Annotated in this window: 15 protein-coding genes; 8 read left to right on the top strand and 7 right to left on the bottom strand. The window is 70.4% G+C overall.

What is annotated here, in order from left to right; translation table 11 throughout:
* Positions 1-81: 81 nt before the first annotated feature.
* From ASF17_RS02885 to ASF17_RS02870, 4 genes are all read right to left on the bottom strand, one after another.
* The gene (locus ASF17_RS02885) at positions 82-1041 is read right to left on the bottom strand and encodes a hypothetical protein (RefSeq protein WP_156357262.1); all 960 of its coding nucleotides are present in this window, start codon (positions 1039-1041) and stop codon (positions 82-84) included.
* The gene (locus tag ASF17_RS02880; protein WP_082474986.1) at positions 1031-1696 is read right to left on the bottom strand and encodes an arsenate reductase/protein-tyrosine-phosphatase family protein; all 666 of its coding nucleotides are present in this window, start codon (positions 1694-1696) and stop codon (positions 1031-1033) included. Before ASF17_RS02880 ends, ASF17_RS02885 begins: the two co-directional genes overlap by 11 nt.
* Before the next feature lie 2 nt (positions 1697-1698).
* Complete coding sequence (locus ASF17_RS02875) at positions 1699-3135, bottom strand: polysaccharide biosynthesis tyrosine autokinase (protein ID WP_055795040.1); 1437 nt, start codon at positions 3133-3135, stop codon at positions 1699-1701.
* A gap of 235 nt (positions 3136-3370) precedes the next feature.
* A complete protein-coding gene (locus ASF17_RS02870) occupies positions 3371-3880 on the bottom strand; it encodes a VanZ family protein (protein ID WP_156357261.1) in 510 nt (169 codons plus the stop codon).
* A 216-nt stretch (positions 3881-4096) separates the two neighbouring features.
* Between ASF17_RS02870 and ASF17_RS02865 the strand changes: the two genes are divergently transcribed.
* Both ASF17_RS02865 and ASF17_RS02860 read left to right on the top strand, forming a co-directional pair.
* Complete coding sequence (locus tag ASF17_RS02865) at positions 4097-4294, top strand: DUF3073 domain-containing protein (RefSeq protein ID WP_055795034.1); 198 nt, start codon at positions 4097-4099, stop codon at positions 4292-4294.
* Between the two features lie 12 nt (positions 4295-4306).
* A complete protein-coding gene (locus tag ASF17_RS02860) occupies positions 4307-4741 on the top strand; it encodes a VOC family protein (RefSeq protein ID WP_162236408.1) in 435 nt (144 codons plus the stop codon).
* Between the two features lie 126 nt (positions 4742-4867).
* On the opposite strand, the gene purM is transcribed toward ASF17_RS02860, so the two are convergent.
* Positions 4868-5992: a phosphoribosylformylglycinamidine cyclo-ligase gene (gene purM, locus ASF17_RS02855; RefSeq protein WP_055795027.1), complete on the bottom strand. Its 1125-nt coding sequence runs from the start codon at positions 5990-5992 to the stop codon at positions 4868-4870.
* Between the two features lie 71 nt (positions 5993-6063).
* Between purM and purF the strand changes: the two genes are divergently transcribed.
* The 3 genes from purF (at position 6064) to ASF17_RS02840 (ending at position 10103) form a co-directional block, all read left to right on the top strand.
* Entirely contained in the window at positions 6064-7524 is a 1461-nt protein-coding gene (purF, locus tag ASF17_RS02850; RefSeq protein WP_055795025.1) for an amidophosphoribosyltransferase, read from the top strand.
* A gap of 123 nt (positions 7525-7647) precedes the next feature.
* On the top strand, positions 7648-8547 hold the full coding sequence (locus ASF17_RS02845; RefSeq protein ID WP_082474985.1) for an ABC transporter ATP-binding protein: 900 nt from the start codon (positions 7648-7650) through the stop codon (positions 8545-8547).
* A complete protein-coding gene (locus ASF17_RS02840; RefSeq protein ID WP_156357260.1) occupies positions 8529-10103 on the top strand; it encodes a transporter in 1575 nt (524 codons plus the stop codon). The genes ASF17_RS02845 and ASF17_RS02840 overlap by 19 nt, the downstream gene beginning before the upstream one ends.
* Before the next feature lie 126 nt (positions 10104-10229).
* Here ASF17_RS02840 and ASF17_RS02835 read toward each other — a convergent pair whose 3' ends face one another.
* Complete coding sequence (locus ASF17_RS02835) at positions 10230-10667, bottom strand: hypothetical protein (protein WP_055795019.1); 438 nt, start codon at positions 10665-10667, stop codon at positions 10230-10232.
* 73 nt (positions 10668-10740) lie between these two features.
* Complete coding sequence (locus ASF17_RS02830) at positions 10741-11130, bottom strand: sterol carrier family protein (protein ID WP_055795590.1); 390 nt, start codon at positions 11128-11130, stop codon at positions 10741-10743.
* Between the two features lie 49 nt (positions 11131-11179).
* On the opposite strand from ASF17_RS02830, the gene purD reads away from it, so the two are divergent.
* The 3 genes from purD (at position 11180) to ASF17_RS02815 (ending at position 14366) form a co-directional block, all read left to right on the top strand.
* Positions 11180-12448: a phosphoribosylamine--glycine ligase gene (purD, locus tag ASF17_RS02825; protein WP_055795017.1), complete on the top strand. Its 1269-nt coding sequence runs from the start codon at positions 11180-11182 to the stop codon at positions 12446-12448.
* Complete coding sequence (locus ASF17_RS02820) at positions 12445-13356, top strand: phosphoribosylaminoimidazolesuccinocarboxamide synthase (RefSeq protein ID WP_055795014.1); 912 nt, start codon at positions 12445-12447, stop codon at positions 13354-13356. The genes purD and ASF17_RS02820 overlap by 4 nt, the downstream gene beginning before the upstream one ends.
* Positions 13357-13457: 101 nt before the next feature.
* Positions 13458-14366 (top strand): VOC family protein, encoded by a 909-nt coding sequence (locus tag ASF17_RS02815; RefSeq protein ID WP_055795013.1) that lies wholly within the window; start codon positions 13458-13460, stop codon positions 14364-14366.
* Positions 14367-14481 lie beyond the last annotated feature (115 nt).

The raw sequence follows: 14481 nt of genomic DNA, 5'->3' as shown, positions 1-14481 counted from the left end.
GCCTAAATCACTCCGCTCCCTGACCCGCCAGCGCCACGTGAGCGAGTCGAGAAGAGCCGGGTCAAAACCGGAGCTTCAGTCTCACCAGGTGACGCCACCGTCGAGTGAGACCGCCGCGCTCTCGCCGATGGCGAGCCACACGGTGCCTGCGGCAGCCGACAAGGTCAACTCCTGGTTCGGTGCGCTGGCTACGGGCCGGTCCCCGGAGCACCCCACGGCGACGGGCTCGTCGCCGTCCGTGCCGAGGCCGATGATGCTCACGCCTGTGCAGCCCGCGACGCCTTGAGCCGCAAGAACGTAGCTGGTGCCGGTGCTCGCCAGGGCAGCTGCCCCTGGAACGTCAGAGCCTGCGTCCCATGTCGCTCCGGAATCGATCGTGCGGAACACGGACCGATCCGCGCAGAGCAGTGCCGCGGCGTTGTCATCAGTCGGCGCGATGGACACAGGATCCACACAGGGCACGTCCATCTGCCCAGCGGGACTCTGAATGCTCGTCAGGTCCTGGGGATCGAGGTACCACGTCGACTCGACTCGGTCCGGGTAAGTCTGGAATCCGACACCCGAGGTGTACGTCGCAGTCAACCCGGGCTCACACGACTCACCCCCAAGTCCCACGAGGTACGCGTAAGTCGAGTCGACAGCCTGCACCCTGAAGACAGACGCCAGATCGGTCGTCACAGCCGCCGAGACCCACGTCGAGCCGGAGTCCGTGCTCTTCTGCAACACGGGCGGGCTCGTCGCCGGGCAGGCGCCTGCGCTCGCGCGATAAGCCGTTGTCGCATCGACGGCCGACAAGAACCACGTCGGTGCGGTGAGATCCTCGTCGGGTTCGGTCGGCTGAGGTGTCGGCTCGTCCTCCGGGCTCTCGGCTGACGACGCGCTCGGCACGAGAGGCGCAGCATCCGAATCCACGTCATGGTTCGCACCCGTCAGAGCCAGAGCCACGAGTCCGACATCGACGATGACGAAGGCGGCCAGGGCCGCGAGGAGGAGAGGACGGTTCCTGTGAGCACCTCGTCGGCGTCGCTTGTCAGCTGCCATCGAGGGCACCTCCGCCTGTCTTCGTGATCTTCGCGGCTGCTGTCAGCAAGTTCAACACGGTGTCTGCAGCGGGAACGAGCTGTCGTCCCGACTCATCGAAGACCGAGTCGGCGAGGCGATAGGGATCGATGACATCATCGTCGATCGGGTCCGCGGCCGGCTCGACCAACCCTCGTCTCGCTGCGACCGCCGAGACTGCGGAGCGGAGGCGGCCGGCGACGTCATCCAGGGGAAGAGCGGCTGCATCAGCGAGATCGACGTCAGTCATGCCTGCGGCCAGCCGGGCGAACTCCCTGAGGGTGAAAGACACGCGAGAGGCTCGCGGAAAGAGCGATACGACAGCTCGCCGGTGCTCACGCGCCATTCCGAAGACGAGATCCGCCCCCGCCACATGGCCTTCGAACAGGTATCGAGCTCGGTGGTCGGAAGGATCCGCTCCGAAACGCCTCACCAGGGCCTCGGCCTGCGCCGGCATACCCTGTCCGTCTTGCGCCATGGTGCCGGCACTCTCGACGAGGACATCGGACAATCCGGCCCGATCGAATCCCGCCCGGAGATACTGCTCCGCCATCGGCGAGCGACAGATGTTGCCCGTGCAGACGGTGAGCACTCGGAATCGGGATGAGGTGGGCGTTCGATCGAAGCTGAACGCCATGCTCACCGCGATCTCACCTGCGTCTTCGGCGTCGCGCTGGGCATCTCGTTCGGTCCGTCGATCTTGTCCTGGTCCATGCCGTAGTAAGCGCCGTAGTTGCCGTAGCCATAGGCATCAGGCCCCTTGGTCGGGAGCATCGTCATGACGACGCCGAGAACTCGACCGCCGATGTGATCGAGGGTCCGCATGGCCGACTGCAGCTCAGTTCGTGTAGTCCGGCCAGCTGCAGCTACGACGACGGCTCCACCCGTCAGCTTCGAGAGGATCGCAGCGTCCGTGACAGGCAGAAGGGGCGGGGCATCGATCAAGACGTAGTCGAACGACGCCGTCAGGGACTCTAGCAACGCGACCATCGCTTTGGAGCCGAGCAGCTCACTGGGGTTCGGGGGGATGCGCCCCGCGGGCAGCACGTAGAGCGTCCCTCGACCCCAGGGCTGCAGCACGTCTTGCAGATCCGCCCGCCCGATGAGGACGTCAGTCAGCCCCACGGCGCCCTCGAGGCCCATCGTGTCGGCGAGACGAGGGAGACGGAGATCACCATCGACGACGGCGACGCTCGCACCCGTCTCCGCGAGAGCCACGGCGAGATTGGAGGTGGTAGTCGTCTTTCCCTCGCCGGGCAGGGACGATGTCATGACGAGGCATCGCGAGGACGAATCGAGGTTGACGAACTGAAGGTTCGTGCGGAGCGATCGGAAGGACTCGGCCCGGGGGCTGCGAGGATCCGCGTTGACGATCAAGGGACGCTTCTTCGCGCCCGGATCGAAGCTGATGCCGCCCAGGATCGGCGCGTCAGTCACCATCTCGACATCGTGAGAACCATGAATGCGAGTGTCGAGCGTTCCTCGCAGCACTGCGATTCCGGCTCCCAGTACGAGACCGACGATGAAGCCCAGCGCGAGGTTGAGCGAAGTCCGGGGCGACGACGGTGCAGTAGCCGCTATCGCCGGCTCGATCGTCGCGATCTTGACCAAGCTGGGACCGCTGCCAGCGGGCGACTCGAGGTCGTCCGCGACGACGGTGGCGAAGCTCGTCCCGACGGCATTCGCGATATTCGCCGCCAACTGCGGGCTCGCGTCCTCGACAGTGATGTTGATGAGCACTGTGTTCAGGGGCGACTCAGCCGATACCTGCTCCGCCAGAGCAGATGGCGTCAGATCGAGCCCCAGATCTTCGATGACGGGGGTCAGGACGCTCGTGCTCGTGACGACGTCGACGTAGGAACGGACCTTCTGCTGAGCGGCGTTGCCACCCTGAACGAGGTCGGACGCGCTGCTCGAGTCGGATGACTGGACGCTGACGAACAGCTGGGTCGACGACACGTACTTCGGCGTAGCGAGAATCGACGCCAAAGCGCCTGCGGCGACGCCGATCAACGTCACGGCAACGATCAGGATCCATCCTTTTCGAAGAATACGGATGTAGTCACGCAGCTCCACGCGGCGGCCTCTTTCTGTCGTCGGTCGGGTACCCGGCGCCATGGCACGGCCCCCGAGAGCGGCCCAGATACGCAGCGAGAAGGCCTGAAACGGCTCTCGCCCCGCGAAGAATCGTCACGTTGGGCCGTCAATATCCTCACATAGGCGTCGACCGTTTCCGAACTTTTGCCCGCAAATGCAGACGCTTGGCCCCGCAACGAGGGCCGCAAGTTCATCCTTCAGGTGTATAACGCCGCTACGCCGACGCTCCGACCCGCTCGCGCGACCGGCGGCGCTCCAGCTGCGCGCGCCTCCTCGCCATCCGGCTCGAGCGGCGTGCCCAGAGGGCGACCACGCCGGCGATCGACCCGAGCAGAGCGCCCGCGGTGTTCGCGATGACGTCGTCGACGGTCGCGAACCGCGACGGCAGGAAGAAGTGCTGCCCGAGCTCGACGACGACGCTGCCCGAGAAGCCGACCAGCACGCCGAGCCACCACCGGCGGCCGCCGACCAGCAGCACGACGATCAGACCGAACGGCACGAAGAAGGCGATGTTGGCCGCGAACTCGAGGGCGGCGTAGTCGAACGACTCGGGGATGCCGCGGCGGTGCAGCAGCGCCAGGCCGCGCAGGATCAGCGGGCGGGCGCCCTGGTCGACCGGCGACGGCCAGAAGGCCACGAGCGCGACACCGAGGCCGTAGAAGACCAGGGCGACGATCGCGATGGTCCGGCTCGCCCACGAAGCGCGCAGTGTCGCTGGGGTCATGATCACGCCTCTCGTCGGGCGTCGTGAGCTTCGCTGACCCGACGGTGTCTCCTGCCATCGTGACAGACCCCGACCGGGCCCACGATGACCCCCGCCCGACGCACAGTCGGCTCATGGGGTACATGCTAAGATCGGTCCAGTTTTGCAACTGTCATCAGTCGGCTGTACCCGGTTCGTCCGACACCGCTTCCGGGCCGAATTCAGAGGGGGTCACGCATGGGGCGCGGCCGTCAAAAAGCCAAGCACACCAAGGTCGCCAGAGAGCTGAAGTACTTCAGCCCTGACACCAACTACGGTGCACTCGAAAAAGAGCTGGCTACCAAGAGCGACTCCGGCGACGATTACGTCGACAAGTGGGCCGACGACTTCGACGACGAATACGACGCCGATCACGACCAGAACAAGACCGCTTAGGCCTCCTCTGTCATGACGGTCGACGACTCCTCGACACCCGACGCCACGGCTTCGGGTCGCCAGGGTGATCCGGCGAGCACCCGCCCCGCTCTCGAGTGGGAGCAGGTGGTCGTCGACGCCCTCGAGCCCGCGACCCTCGCGCACTGGTGGGCCGAAGCCCTCGGCTGGGTCGTGGTCTCCCCCGTCGGCGACGACGAACCCGAGATCCGCAGCAGCCCCGACTCTCTGCCGGGGCTGCTCTTCGTGCGCGTACCCGAGGGCAAGACCCTCAAGAACCGCCTGCACCTCGACTTCCGACCCGACGACCAAGACGCCGAGGTCGCCCGGCTGCTCGAGCTCGGCGCCACCCGCTCCGACGTGGGCCAGACCTCCGACGTGTCGTGGGTGGTGCTCGCCGACCCCGAGGGCAACGAGTTCTGCGTGCTCGGCGCACGCCGCACCTCCTAGGTCCCTCGCGAACGACGCGCCTCCCCAGGCGCGAGGCGGCGCCGACGCCGCGCGTCACTCCAAGCACAGCACGACGCCCGCCCCGCGACTGCGGACCGGGCGTCGTCGCATCACGCGACCGGGCGATCAGCCGGCGTAGGCCCCGACCAGACGCACCGCGCCTCCGTCGACTCCCTTGGCGCCCTGCTCGAAGCCCGTCAGGTCGCGGGTCGCCGTCGCGACCGTGCCGACCCGCCACGTCTCGATGCCGTCGGCCGTCAGCGCCGCCTCGACCTGAGCCGCCTGCGCCGCCGAGACGACGGCGATCATGCCGATGCCGAGGTTCCAGGTGCCCTCGCTCGACTCGAGCGTCGACCCGGCCAGCTCGCTCAGCACGCGGAACACCGGCGCCGGCGACCAGGTCGACCGATCGACCTCGGTCCATGAGCCGCGCGGCAGCACGCGGGCGAGGTTCGCGGCGATGCCTCCGCCGGTGACGTGGCTGAGCGAGTGCACGGCTCCGGCCAGCGCCGGGTCGTCGAGCACGCGCAGCAGCGGCGACGTGTAGAGCCGGGTGGGCTCGAGCAGCGCCTCGCCGAGGGTGCCCGAGAGCTCGTCGACGGTGTCGGTGTAGCCGAGGTCGCGCGACGCGAGGATGTGCCGGACCAGCGAGAAGCCGTTCGAGTGCAGACCCGACGAGGCGAGGGCCAGCACGACGTCGCCGTCGCCGACCAGGTGCGACCCGAGCTGCCGGTCGGCCTCGACGGCGCCCACCGCGGCGCCGGCGACGTCGTAGTCGTCGGGGCCGAGCAGACCCGGGTGCTCGGCCGTCTCGCCGCCGACGAGGGCGGTGCCCGTCTCGCTGCAGGCGCGGGCGATGCCCTCGACGATGGCGGCGATGCGGGTGGGGACGACGCGGCCGCAGGCGATGTAGTCGGTCATGATCATGGGGCGGGCGCCGACCACGACGATGTCGTCGACGACCATGCCCACGAGGTCCTGCCCGATGGTGTCGTGCTTGTCGAGGGCCTGCGCGATGGCGACCTTCGTGCCGACGCCGTCGGTCGAGGTCGCGAGCAGCGGGCGGTCGTACGACTTCAGGAACGACACGTCGAACATGCCGGCGAATCCGCCGACGCCGCCCACGACGCCGGGTCCGTGAGTGCCGCTCACGGCGGCCTTCATCAGCTCGACGGCGCGGTCGCCGGCGGCCGTGTCGACACCTGCCGCGGCGTAGGAGGCGCTGGTCGAGGGGGCAGCGGAGGTCGCCATTCGTTCATCCATTCGGTGTCGCTCTAGACTGACGCGGTAACCCCAACTCTACGGTCTGGAGCCAGATCCGCATGTGCGGCATCGTCGGTCTCGTCGCGCACGAGCCAGCAAATCAACTCGTCTACGATTCGCTCCTCCTGCTGCAGCACCGCGGGCAGGACAGCGCGGGGATCGCCACCGCCGAGGGCGGCATCTTCCACATCCACAAGACCAAGGGTCAGGTGCGCGAGGGCTTCCGCACCCGCGACATGCGAGCCCTGCTCGGCACGATGGGCCTCGGTCACGTGCGCTACGCCACCAAGGGCGCGGCGAGCAACGAACAAGAGGCGCAGCCGTTCTACGTGAACGCCCCGTACGGCATCGTCCTCATCCACAACGGCAATCTGACGAACACGCGCGAGCTCACGAGCGAGCTGTTCCACGTCGACCGCCGCCACCTCAACACGAACAGCGACACCGAGCTGCTCGTGAACGTGCTCGCCCACGAGCTGCAGGAGCAGGTCAACGGCAGCGACCTCGATCCCGAGCAGATCTTCGCCGCCGTCACCCGCGTGCACGACCGGGTGCAGGGCTCGTATGCCGCGATCGCCATGATCGCCGGGCACGGTCTGCTGGCGTTCCGCGACCCGTTCGGCATCCGGCCCCTCGTGCTCGGTCGCCGTCTCGCCGCCGACGGCGTCCGCGAGGAGTGGATCACCGCCTCCGAGTCCCTCGTGCTCGAGTCGGGCGGTTACGAGATCGTCCGCGACGTCGCGCCCGGCGAGGCCGTCTTCATCTCGCTCGACGGCCAGATGGTGTCAAAGCAGTGCCACGCCAGCCCGCGCCTCATCCCCTGCTCGTTCGAGTACGTCTACCTCGCGCGCCCCGACTCGATCATGAACGGCATCTCGGTCTACGACGCGCGTCTGCGTCTCGGCAACCGCCTGGCCGACACGATCGCGACGTACGCGCCGACGGGCGACATCGACGTCGTCATGCCGATCCCCGACTCGTCGCGGCCAGCCGCCATGCAGGTCGCCCAGAAGCTCGGCATCGAGTACCGCGAGGGCTTCTACAAGAACCGCTACGTCGGTCGCACGTTCATCATGCCGGGGCAGGCGGAGCGCAAGCGGTCGGTGCGCCAGAAGCTCAACGCGATGTCGAGCGAGTTCAAGGGCAAGAACATCCTCATCGTCGACGACTCGATCGTGCGCGGCACGACGTCGCGCGAGATCGTCGAGATGGCGCGGGCCGCCGGCGCCAACGAGGTCACGTTCACCTCCGCCGCTCCCCCGGTGCGGTTCCCCCACGTGTACGGCATCAACATGCCGACCCGTCACGAGCTCGTCGCCCACGACCGCAAGATCCCCGAGATCGCCCGCGAGCTCGGCGCCGACCACCTCATCTACCAGGAGGTGGCCGACATGCAGGCGGCCATCATCGAGGGCAGCGACGTCACCGAGCTCGAGATGAGCTGCTTCACCGGCGAGTACGTCACCGGCACGGTCAGCCCCGAGTACCTCGCCTGGGTCGAGGCCAACCAGCTCAGCTAGCCGTCGCCCGCGACCGTGCCGACCCGCGCCTCCTCCCCACCGAGGAGGCGCGGGTCGTCTTCACCCCGCATCTCCCCCGGGAGGCGGTGGTCGCGACCCCGTCGGTCTCCTTAGGCTGACCGCATGACGGATGCCGCGCCTCCTCCCGTGACCCCGCCCGCCCCGCCCGCCGCACCGGCCGCGGAGGCCTCGCCCGCCGCACCCGCCGCACCGGCGGCGCAGGCCCCGCAGACCGCACCGGCGGTATCCGCAGCGCAGTCCGCGCCGGCCGAGCCGGCCCTGCGCCTCACCGGTCTCCGCAAGTCGTTCGGCGCGAAGGCCGCCGTCGACGGCGTCGAGCTGACCGTGCCGCGGGGCTCGTTCTACGGGCTCGTCGGGCCGAACGGCGCCGGCAAGACGACGACGCTGTCGATGGCGACGGGTCTGCTGCGTCCCGACGCCGGCACGATCGAGGTGCTCGGCCACGACGTGTGGTCCGACCCAACCCGGGCGAAGGCCCTGGTCGGCGTGCTGAGCGACGGCATCAAGCTGTTCGACCGCCTCACCGGCGAGCAGCTCGTCACGTACCACGGGCTGCTCAACGGCATGGATCGCGAGACGACCGCGCAGCGCGTGGGCGACCTGCTCGACCTCCTCGACCTGCGCGAGGCCGGCAGGACGCTCGTCGTCGACTACTCGGCGGGCATGACCAAGAAGGTCGCGCTGGCCTGCGCCCTGGTGCACGCGCCGCGCCTCCTCGTGCTCGACGAGCCGTTCGAGTCCGTCGACCCGATCTCGGCCGCGAACATCCGCGACATCCTGCACGGCTACGTCGACGGCGGGGGCACGGTCATCGTGTCGAGCCACTCGATGGACCTCGTGCAGCGCATGTGCGACCACGTCGCCGTCGTCGCGAACGGCCGGGTGCTGGCCGAGGGCACGACCGACGAGGTGCGTGCCGGGTCCACGCTCGAAGACCGGTTCGTCGAGCTGGTCGGCGGTCGACGTCACAACGAGGGGCCGTCGTGGTTGCGCACCTCCTGAGACTCCGCTGGCGGGTGATGCTGAACGGGTTCACGCGCAGCACCTGGCAGCTCGTCGCGGCGATCATCGGGGCGCTCTACGGCCTCGGCATCCTCGCGTTCGTCGTCGCCGGTCTCGTCGCCCTGTCGTTCGCGCCCGAGGGCGTGGCCTGGACGACCGCGGTGCTCGGCGGCTCGGTGCTCGTGCTCGGCTGGGTGATCGTCCCGCTCGTGCTGCGCGGCATCGACCAGACCTTGAGCATCGAGAAGCTGCGGTCGTTCCCGATCCCGGCCGGGCGCCTCCTCGTCGCCCTGCTGATCTGCGGGGTGCTGGGAATCCCGGGGATCGTGACCGCCCTGGCCGGTGTCGCGACGGCCCTGAGCTGGCTGCGCGACCCCATCGCGCTCGTCGCGGCGCCGTTCTGCGCGGTCGTCGGCGTGCTGACCTGCGTCGCCGCGTCGCGCACGGTCGAGTCGCTGACCTCGTCGCTCGGCTCGAAGCGCCGCTACCGCGAGCTGATGGGCGTGCTCGTGTTCATCCCCGTCATCCTCGCCGGGCCGATCCTCATCGCCGCCGGGCAGGGGCTCGCGACGTTCAGCGCCGATCTGCCGACGATCGCCCGCACCCTGTCGTTCACCCCGCTCGGCGCCGCGTGGTCGATCCCGGGCGACCTCGCCGCCGGCCGAGGTCTCGAGGCGCTCGCCAAGGCGGGGATCGCCCTCGCGACCCTCGCGCTCCTCCTCCTGCTCTGGAGGCGCGGGCTGGCCTCGGCCCTCCTCGCCCCGCCCGTCGCCGACACGGGGTCCTCAGCCAAGGGCCTCGGACCGTTCCGCTGGTTCCCGGCCACGCCCACCGGCGCGGTCGCAGCCCGGGCCGCCGTCTACTGGCTGCGCGATCCGCGCTACGGCGGCTCGCTCATCACCGTGCCGCTCATCCCCGTGATGGCCGTGGTGCTCGCGATCACGACCGACAGCGACTGGATGCTCTACGCGATCGGCCCCGCCATCGCCGCGCTGCTGATGATCACGCTCACCGCCGAGATCTCGTACGACGGCACGGCCTTCGCCGCGCACCTCTCGACCGGAGTCTCGGGCCGCGCCGACCGCGCCGGTCGCGTGCTGACGCTGTCGCTGTTCTCCGTGCCCCTGGTCGTGCTCGCCACCGTCGTCCCGCTGATCGTGCTCGACCGGCTCGACCTGGTGCCCGTGCTGCTCGGCCTCGGACTCGGCATCATGCTGACCGGGTACGGCGTCTCGAGCGTCGCGTCGACGAGGTTCCTGCTGCCGGTGCCCGCCGCCGGCGAGAGCCCGTTCAAGTCGCCGCAGGGCGCGACCCTCACGACGGCCCTGATCACCTACCTGGTCTGGATCATCGCGTTCGCCCTGGCGATCCCCGAGATCGTGCTCGCCATCATCGCGCTGGTCACCGGCGACATGCTGTTCGGCTGGCTGACGCTCGCGGTCGGCGTCGTGCTCGGCACGGTGCTGCTGTTCGTCGGCATCGACCGCGGTGGCCGATCGCTCGACGCCCGCGGGCCGGAGCTGCTCAGCCGCCTGCGCCGCGCGAACGGCGCGTAGCGGGCCGAGGCCCTCAGCCGCCTCCGCCCCGCGAACGGGCGCATGGCGGGCCGAGCCGCTCAGCCCCCTGCGCCGTGCGAACGGCACGTAGCGGGAACCGGAGAGCCGAGGAGGCGCGGTGCGGGCCTACGCCTCGACGTCGCCCTCGAGGGGCGGCTCGTCGGGCGCGTCGACACGGCTGCGCTCGGCGGTGACCGACTTGGCGCGCTTGACCGAGACGCGGTCGACGATGATCGCGACGAGCGACCCGATGGCCCCGCCGAAGGTCAGACCCCAGAGCGAGAAGTAGCCGTAGGTCGATGCCACGCCCTGCCCCTGGTCGAAGGGGAACAGCGAGGTGACGATCAGCGACACGATGACGCCGGCGAGCGCCCCCATGATCAGGAAGACGGGGTACTTCGGCGCCCGGCGCACGGTCACCTCGTCGTGCGACGCGGTCTCGACCGGCTCGACGGGGGCTGCGGGCTCGGCCGGCGCGGCCGTCTCGGCAGGCGCGACCGGCTCGGAGGGCTCGACCGGCTGAACGGGGTCGGGCTGCTGCGAGGGGTCCGGGGCGTTGGTCACCCGGTAAGTCTCCCAGACCGCCGCCGATCCGTCGCTCAGCCTTCTCGGCGTCGAACGACACCCCGCGTCGAGCTCACTCCGAGCGGAGTCCCGGCAGCTGGACGGGCACGTAGCCGGTGAGGTCCGCCCGGCTGCCCGATGCCGACACGAGGGCCCCGGCGACGGCGTCGGGCCAGGTGAGGCGGCCGACGGCGAGCCGGATGAAGGTCGCGGCGTCCGTCTCGACGACGTTCGGCGGCGTGCCCCGGGTGTGACTGAGCCCCTCTCGGAACTGGACGGCTCCGAACGGCGGGACCCGCACCTCCACGGTGGCACCCGGCTCGGCGTCGGCCATGACCTGCAGCAGCCAGCGGACCGCGGTCGCCGTCACCATCCGCGGAGCGGTCTCGCCCGCGTCGACGGCGGCCGTGGCCTCGCGCACGGCGGAGGCCCCCGCCGCGTCGTCGATCCGTGCCTTGCTCACGCTCACACCGTACGCCCGCTCCGCACCCGGTCGTCGGTAGGCTTGCCCCGTGCGAATCCTCGTCCTCGGCTCCGGTGCTCGCGAGCACGCCATCATCACCGCCCTGCTGCGCGAAGACGCCGGCCACGAGATCGTCGCGGCCCCCGGCAACGCGGGCATCGCCGCGCAGGTCGAGGTCGTGCACCTCGACCCCTCGAACGGCCGGGTCGTCACCGAGTACGCGCTCGAGAACGACGTCGAGCTGGTCGTCATCGGCCCCGAGGCCCCGCTCGTCGCCGGCGTCGCCGACGCGCTCCGCACCCGCGGCATCCCGGTCTTCGGCCCGGGCAAGAAGGCCGCGGCCCTCGAAGGCAGCAAGACGTTCGCGAAGCGCATCATGCAGGAGGCCGGCGTGCCCACCGGCCGCGCGACGCGGGTCGGCACCCTCGACGAGGCCGTCCGGGTCCTCGACGAGTTCGGCGCCCCCTACGTCGTCAAGGCAGACGGTCTGGCCGCCGGCAAGGGCGTGCTCGTCACCGAGAGCCGCGACGCGGCCGTCGAGCACTCCACCTACTGGCTGCAGCACGGGCCGATCCTGATCGAAGAGCACCTCGCCGGCCCCGAGGTCTCGCTGTTCTTCCTCAGCGACGGTCACACGGTCGTGCCCCTCAGCCCCGCACAGGACTACAAGCGCCTGCTCGACGGCGACGAGGGCCCGAACACCGGCGGCATGGGCGCCTACTCGCCGCTGCCGTGGCTCGCCGACCGGTTCGGCAGCGAGAAGGACTTCGTCGACGAGGTGCTCGACACCATCGCGACCCCCACCGTCCGTCAGCTCGAGAGCGAGTCGACGCCGTTCATCGGGCTGCTCTACGCCGGCCTCATCCTCACCGAGCAGGGCATCCGGGTGATCGAGTTCAACGCCCGGTTCGGCGACCCCGAGACGCAGGTCGTCCTGCGCCGCCTCGTGACGCCGCTCAGCGGCCTGCTGCTGGCGGCCTCGACGGGATCGCTCGCCAACCACGAGTCGCCGCGTTTCTCCGCCACGTCGGCGGTCACGGTCGTGCTCGCCAGCGAGGGCTACCCCGAGGCCGCCGTCAGCGGTCGACCCCTGTCGGGCCTCGCCGACGCGACGGCCGTCGCCGGGGTGCACATCGCGCATGCGGCGACCGCTCGACTCGACGACCGCCTCATCGCCACCGGGGGCCGCGTGCTCAGCGTCGTGGCCGAGGGGGCCGACTTCGCGGAGGCCCGTCACCGCGCCTACGACGCCCTGTCGCGCATCGAGCTCGAGGGCGGCCAGTACCGCCGCGACATCGCCGAGCGGGTCACCCGATGACCGACCTCGGCACGCCCCTCCCCCTCGACGGGTGGGCGCCCGTCTACTCGGGCAAGGTGCGCGACCTGTACGTGCCGATCCCCTCCGGAGGCGCGGGTGACGAGCTCCCGTCGCTCGCGACCGCCGACCACGTCCTGGTCGTGGCCAGCGACCGGGTCAGCGCCTTCGACCAGGTGCTCGAGCCGGGCATCCCCGGCAAGGGCGCGCTGCTCACGCAGCTCAGCCTCTGGTGGTTCGCTCAGCTCGAGACGGTCCCGAACCACCTCGTCGACCCGACGACGGCTCCCGTGTCGCTGCCCGCGTCCGTCCGCGATCGGGCGATGCTCGTGAAGCCGCTCGACATGTTCCCGATCGAGTGCGTCGTGCGCGGCTACCTCGTCGGCAGCGGCTGGATCGAGTACCAGGCCCACGGCACCGTCTGCGGCGTCGAGCTGCCCGAGGGGCTCGCGAGCGGCGACCGCCTGCCCGAGCCCATCTACACGCCCGCGTTCAAGGCGGCGCTCGGCGACCACGACGAGAACATCAGCTTCGAGCAGACCGTCGAGCTCGTCGGCGCCGAGACGGCCGCCGCGCTGCGCGACCTCTCGCTCGACGTCTTCCGGCGGGCCTCCGCCGTGGCCGAGGCCCGCGGGGTGATCCTCGCCGACACGAAGTTCGAGTTCGGCGCCGACCGCGAGACCGGCGAGATCACGCTCGGCGACGAGGTCCTCACCAGCGACAGCAGCCGCTACTGGGATGCCGACGTCTACGCCTCGGGCAACCGGACGGCGAGCTTCGACAAGCAGATCGTCCGCAACTGGCTCTCCACCAACTGGAGCGGCTCGGGCGAGCCGCCTGCGCTGCCCGGCGACGTCGTGACGCAGACCGCCGCCCGCTACCGCGAGCTGATCGAGCGCCTCACCGCCTGACGCCGGGCCCCGGCGGGAATGCCCTCGCCCCTCCTCCGGTTACAGGTCGGTGACGCGTCACCTACCTGGACGCGTCCCACGACACCGAGCCAGGGATCCGCATGACCGACACCTCCCCCATCGACGCGGACCGCGCCTCCTCGGCCGACCTGCTCGCCCCCGACACCGGCATGGGCGCCGTGACCCTCCGGGTCGCCGACCTCGACGCGATGACGGCCTACTACCGCGACGCCGTCACGCTCGAGGTGCTCGTCGCCGAGCCGTCCGCGGGGCGCGTGACCCTCGGGCGCGGCGCGACGCCGATCGTGATCCTCGAGCACGCCCCCGAGCTGCGGCATGCCGGGCCGCGCGAGGCCGGGCTCTTCCACACGGCGATCCTGTTCGAGACCGAGTCCGACCTCGCCGCCGCGCTCTACTCGGTCGCGAGGCGCCACCCGCAGTCGTTCACGGGCAGCGCCGACCACCTCGTCAGCAAGGCGTTCTACTTCACCGACCCCGAGGGCAACGGCATCGAGCTGTACTGGGATCGCGCCCGCACCGAGTGGTCCTGGACCCACGGCCAGATCGACATGGCGACGCTGGCGCTCGACCCGAACGACTTCCTGCAGAGGAACGTCACCGAGGAGGCGCTGGCCGGCACCGCGCTCCGCCCCGCCACCGTCGGGCACGTGCACCTCAGCGTCGGCGACGTCGATTCGGCCCAGCGGTTCTACGTCGAGCAGCTCGGCTTCGAGGCCACCACCCGCTTCGGCCCTCAGGCGCTGTTCGTCAGCGCCGGCGGCTACCACCACCACATGGCCATGAACACCTGGAACAGCGCCGGAGCCGGCCGCCGCCAGCAGGCCCTCGGGCTCGGGCTCGTCCGCATCGAGGTGCCCACCGGCGACGACCTCGGCGCACTCGGCGAGCGCCTCGGCCACTTCGGCGTCGCCACCCGCGACGACGGGCGCCTGCTCAGCTTCGACGACCCGTGGTCGAACCGCATCGAGGTGACCGCGCGCGAGCGCTGAGGCTCGGGCGCCTGCTCAGCTTCGACGACCCGTGGTCGAACCGCATCGAGGTGACCGCGCGCGAGCATTGAGACTCGGGCGCCTCGCCCGGCGCCCGGCCCGGTGCCGGCGCGCG

The organism is Frigoribacterium sp. Leaf263 (assembly GCF_001422285.1).
In the GTDB taxonomy this organism is placed as follows: Bacteria; Actinomycetota; Actinomycetes; order Actinomycetales; family Microbacteriaceae; genus Frigoribacterium.
This window is presented reverse-complemented; position numbering and strand designations above follow the sequence as displayed.

What these genes read in the sequence shown, in the direction of transcription:
- ASF17_RS02870 (WP_156357261.1), bottom strand. Translation starts at nt 3,880, where the DNA reads ATGACCCCAGCGACACTGCGCGCTTCGTGGGCGAGCCGGACCATCGCG.
- ASF17_RS02885 (WP_156357262.1), bottom strand. Translation starts at nt 1,041, where the DNA reads ATGGCAGCTGACAAGCGACGCCGACGAGGTGCTCACAGGAACCGTCCT.
- ASF17_RS02860 (WP_162236408.1), top strand. Translation starts at nt 4,307, where the DNA reads ATGACGGTCGACGACTCCTCGACACCCGACGCCACGGCTTCGGGTCGC.
- purF (WP_055795025.1), top strand. Translation starts at nt 6,064, where the DNA reads ATGTGCGGCATCGTCGGTCTCGTCGCGCACGAGCCAGCAAATCAACTC.
- ASF17_RS02865 (WP_055795034.1), top strand. Translation starts at nt 4,097, where the DNA reads ATGGGGCGCGGCCGTCAAAAAGCCAAGCACACCAAGGTCGCCAGAGAG.
- ASF17_RS02815 (WP_055795013.1), top strand. Translation starts at nt 13,458, where the DNA reads ATGACCGACACCTCCCCCATCGACGCGGACCGCGCCTCCTCGGCCGAC.
- ASF17_RS02880 (WP_082474986.1), bottom strand. Translation starts at nt 1,696, where the DNA reads ATGGCGTTCAGCTTCGATCGAACGCCCACCTCATCCCGATTCCGAGTG.
- purM (WP_055795027.1), bottom strand. Translation starts at nt 5,992, where the DNA reads ATGGCGACCTCCGCTGCCCCCTCGACCAGCGCCTCCTACGCCGCGGCA.
- ASF17_RS02845 (WP_082474985.1), top strand. Translation starts at nt 7,648, where the DNA reads ATGACGGATGCCGCGCCTCCTCCCGTGACCCCGCCCGCCCCGCCCGCC.
- ASF17_RS02820 (WP_055795014.1), top strand. Translation starts at nt 12,445, where the DNA reads ATGACCGACCTCGGCACGCCCCTCCCCCTCGACGGGTGGGCGCCCGTC.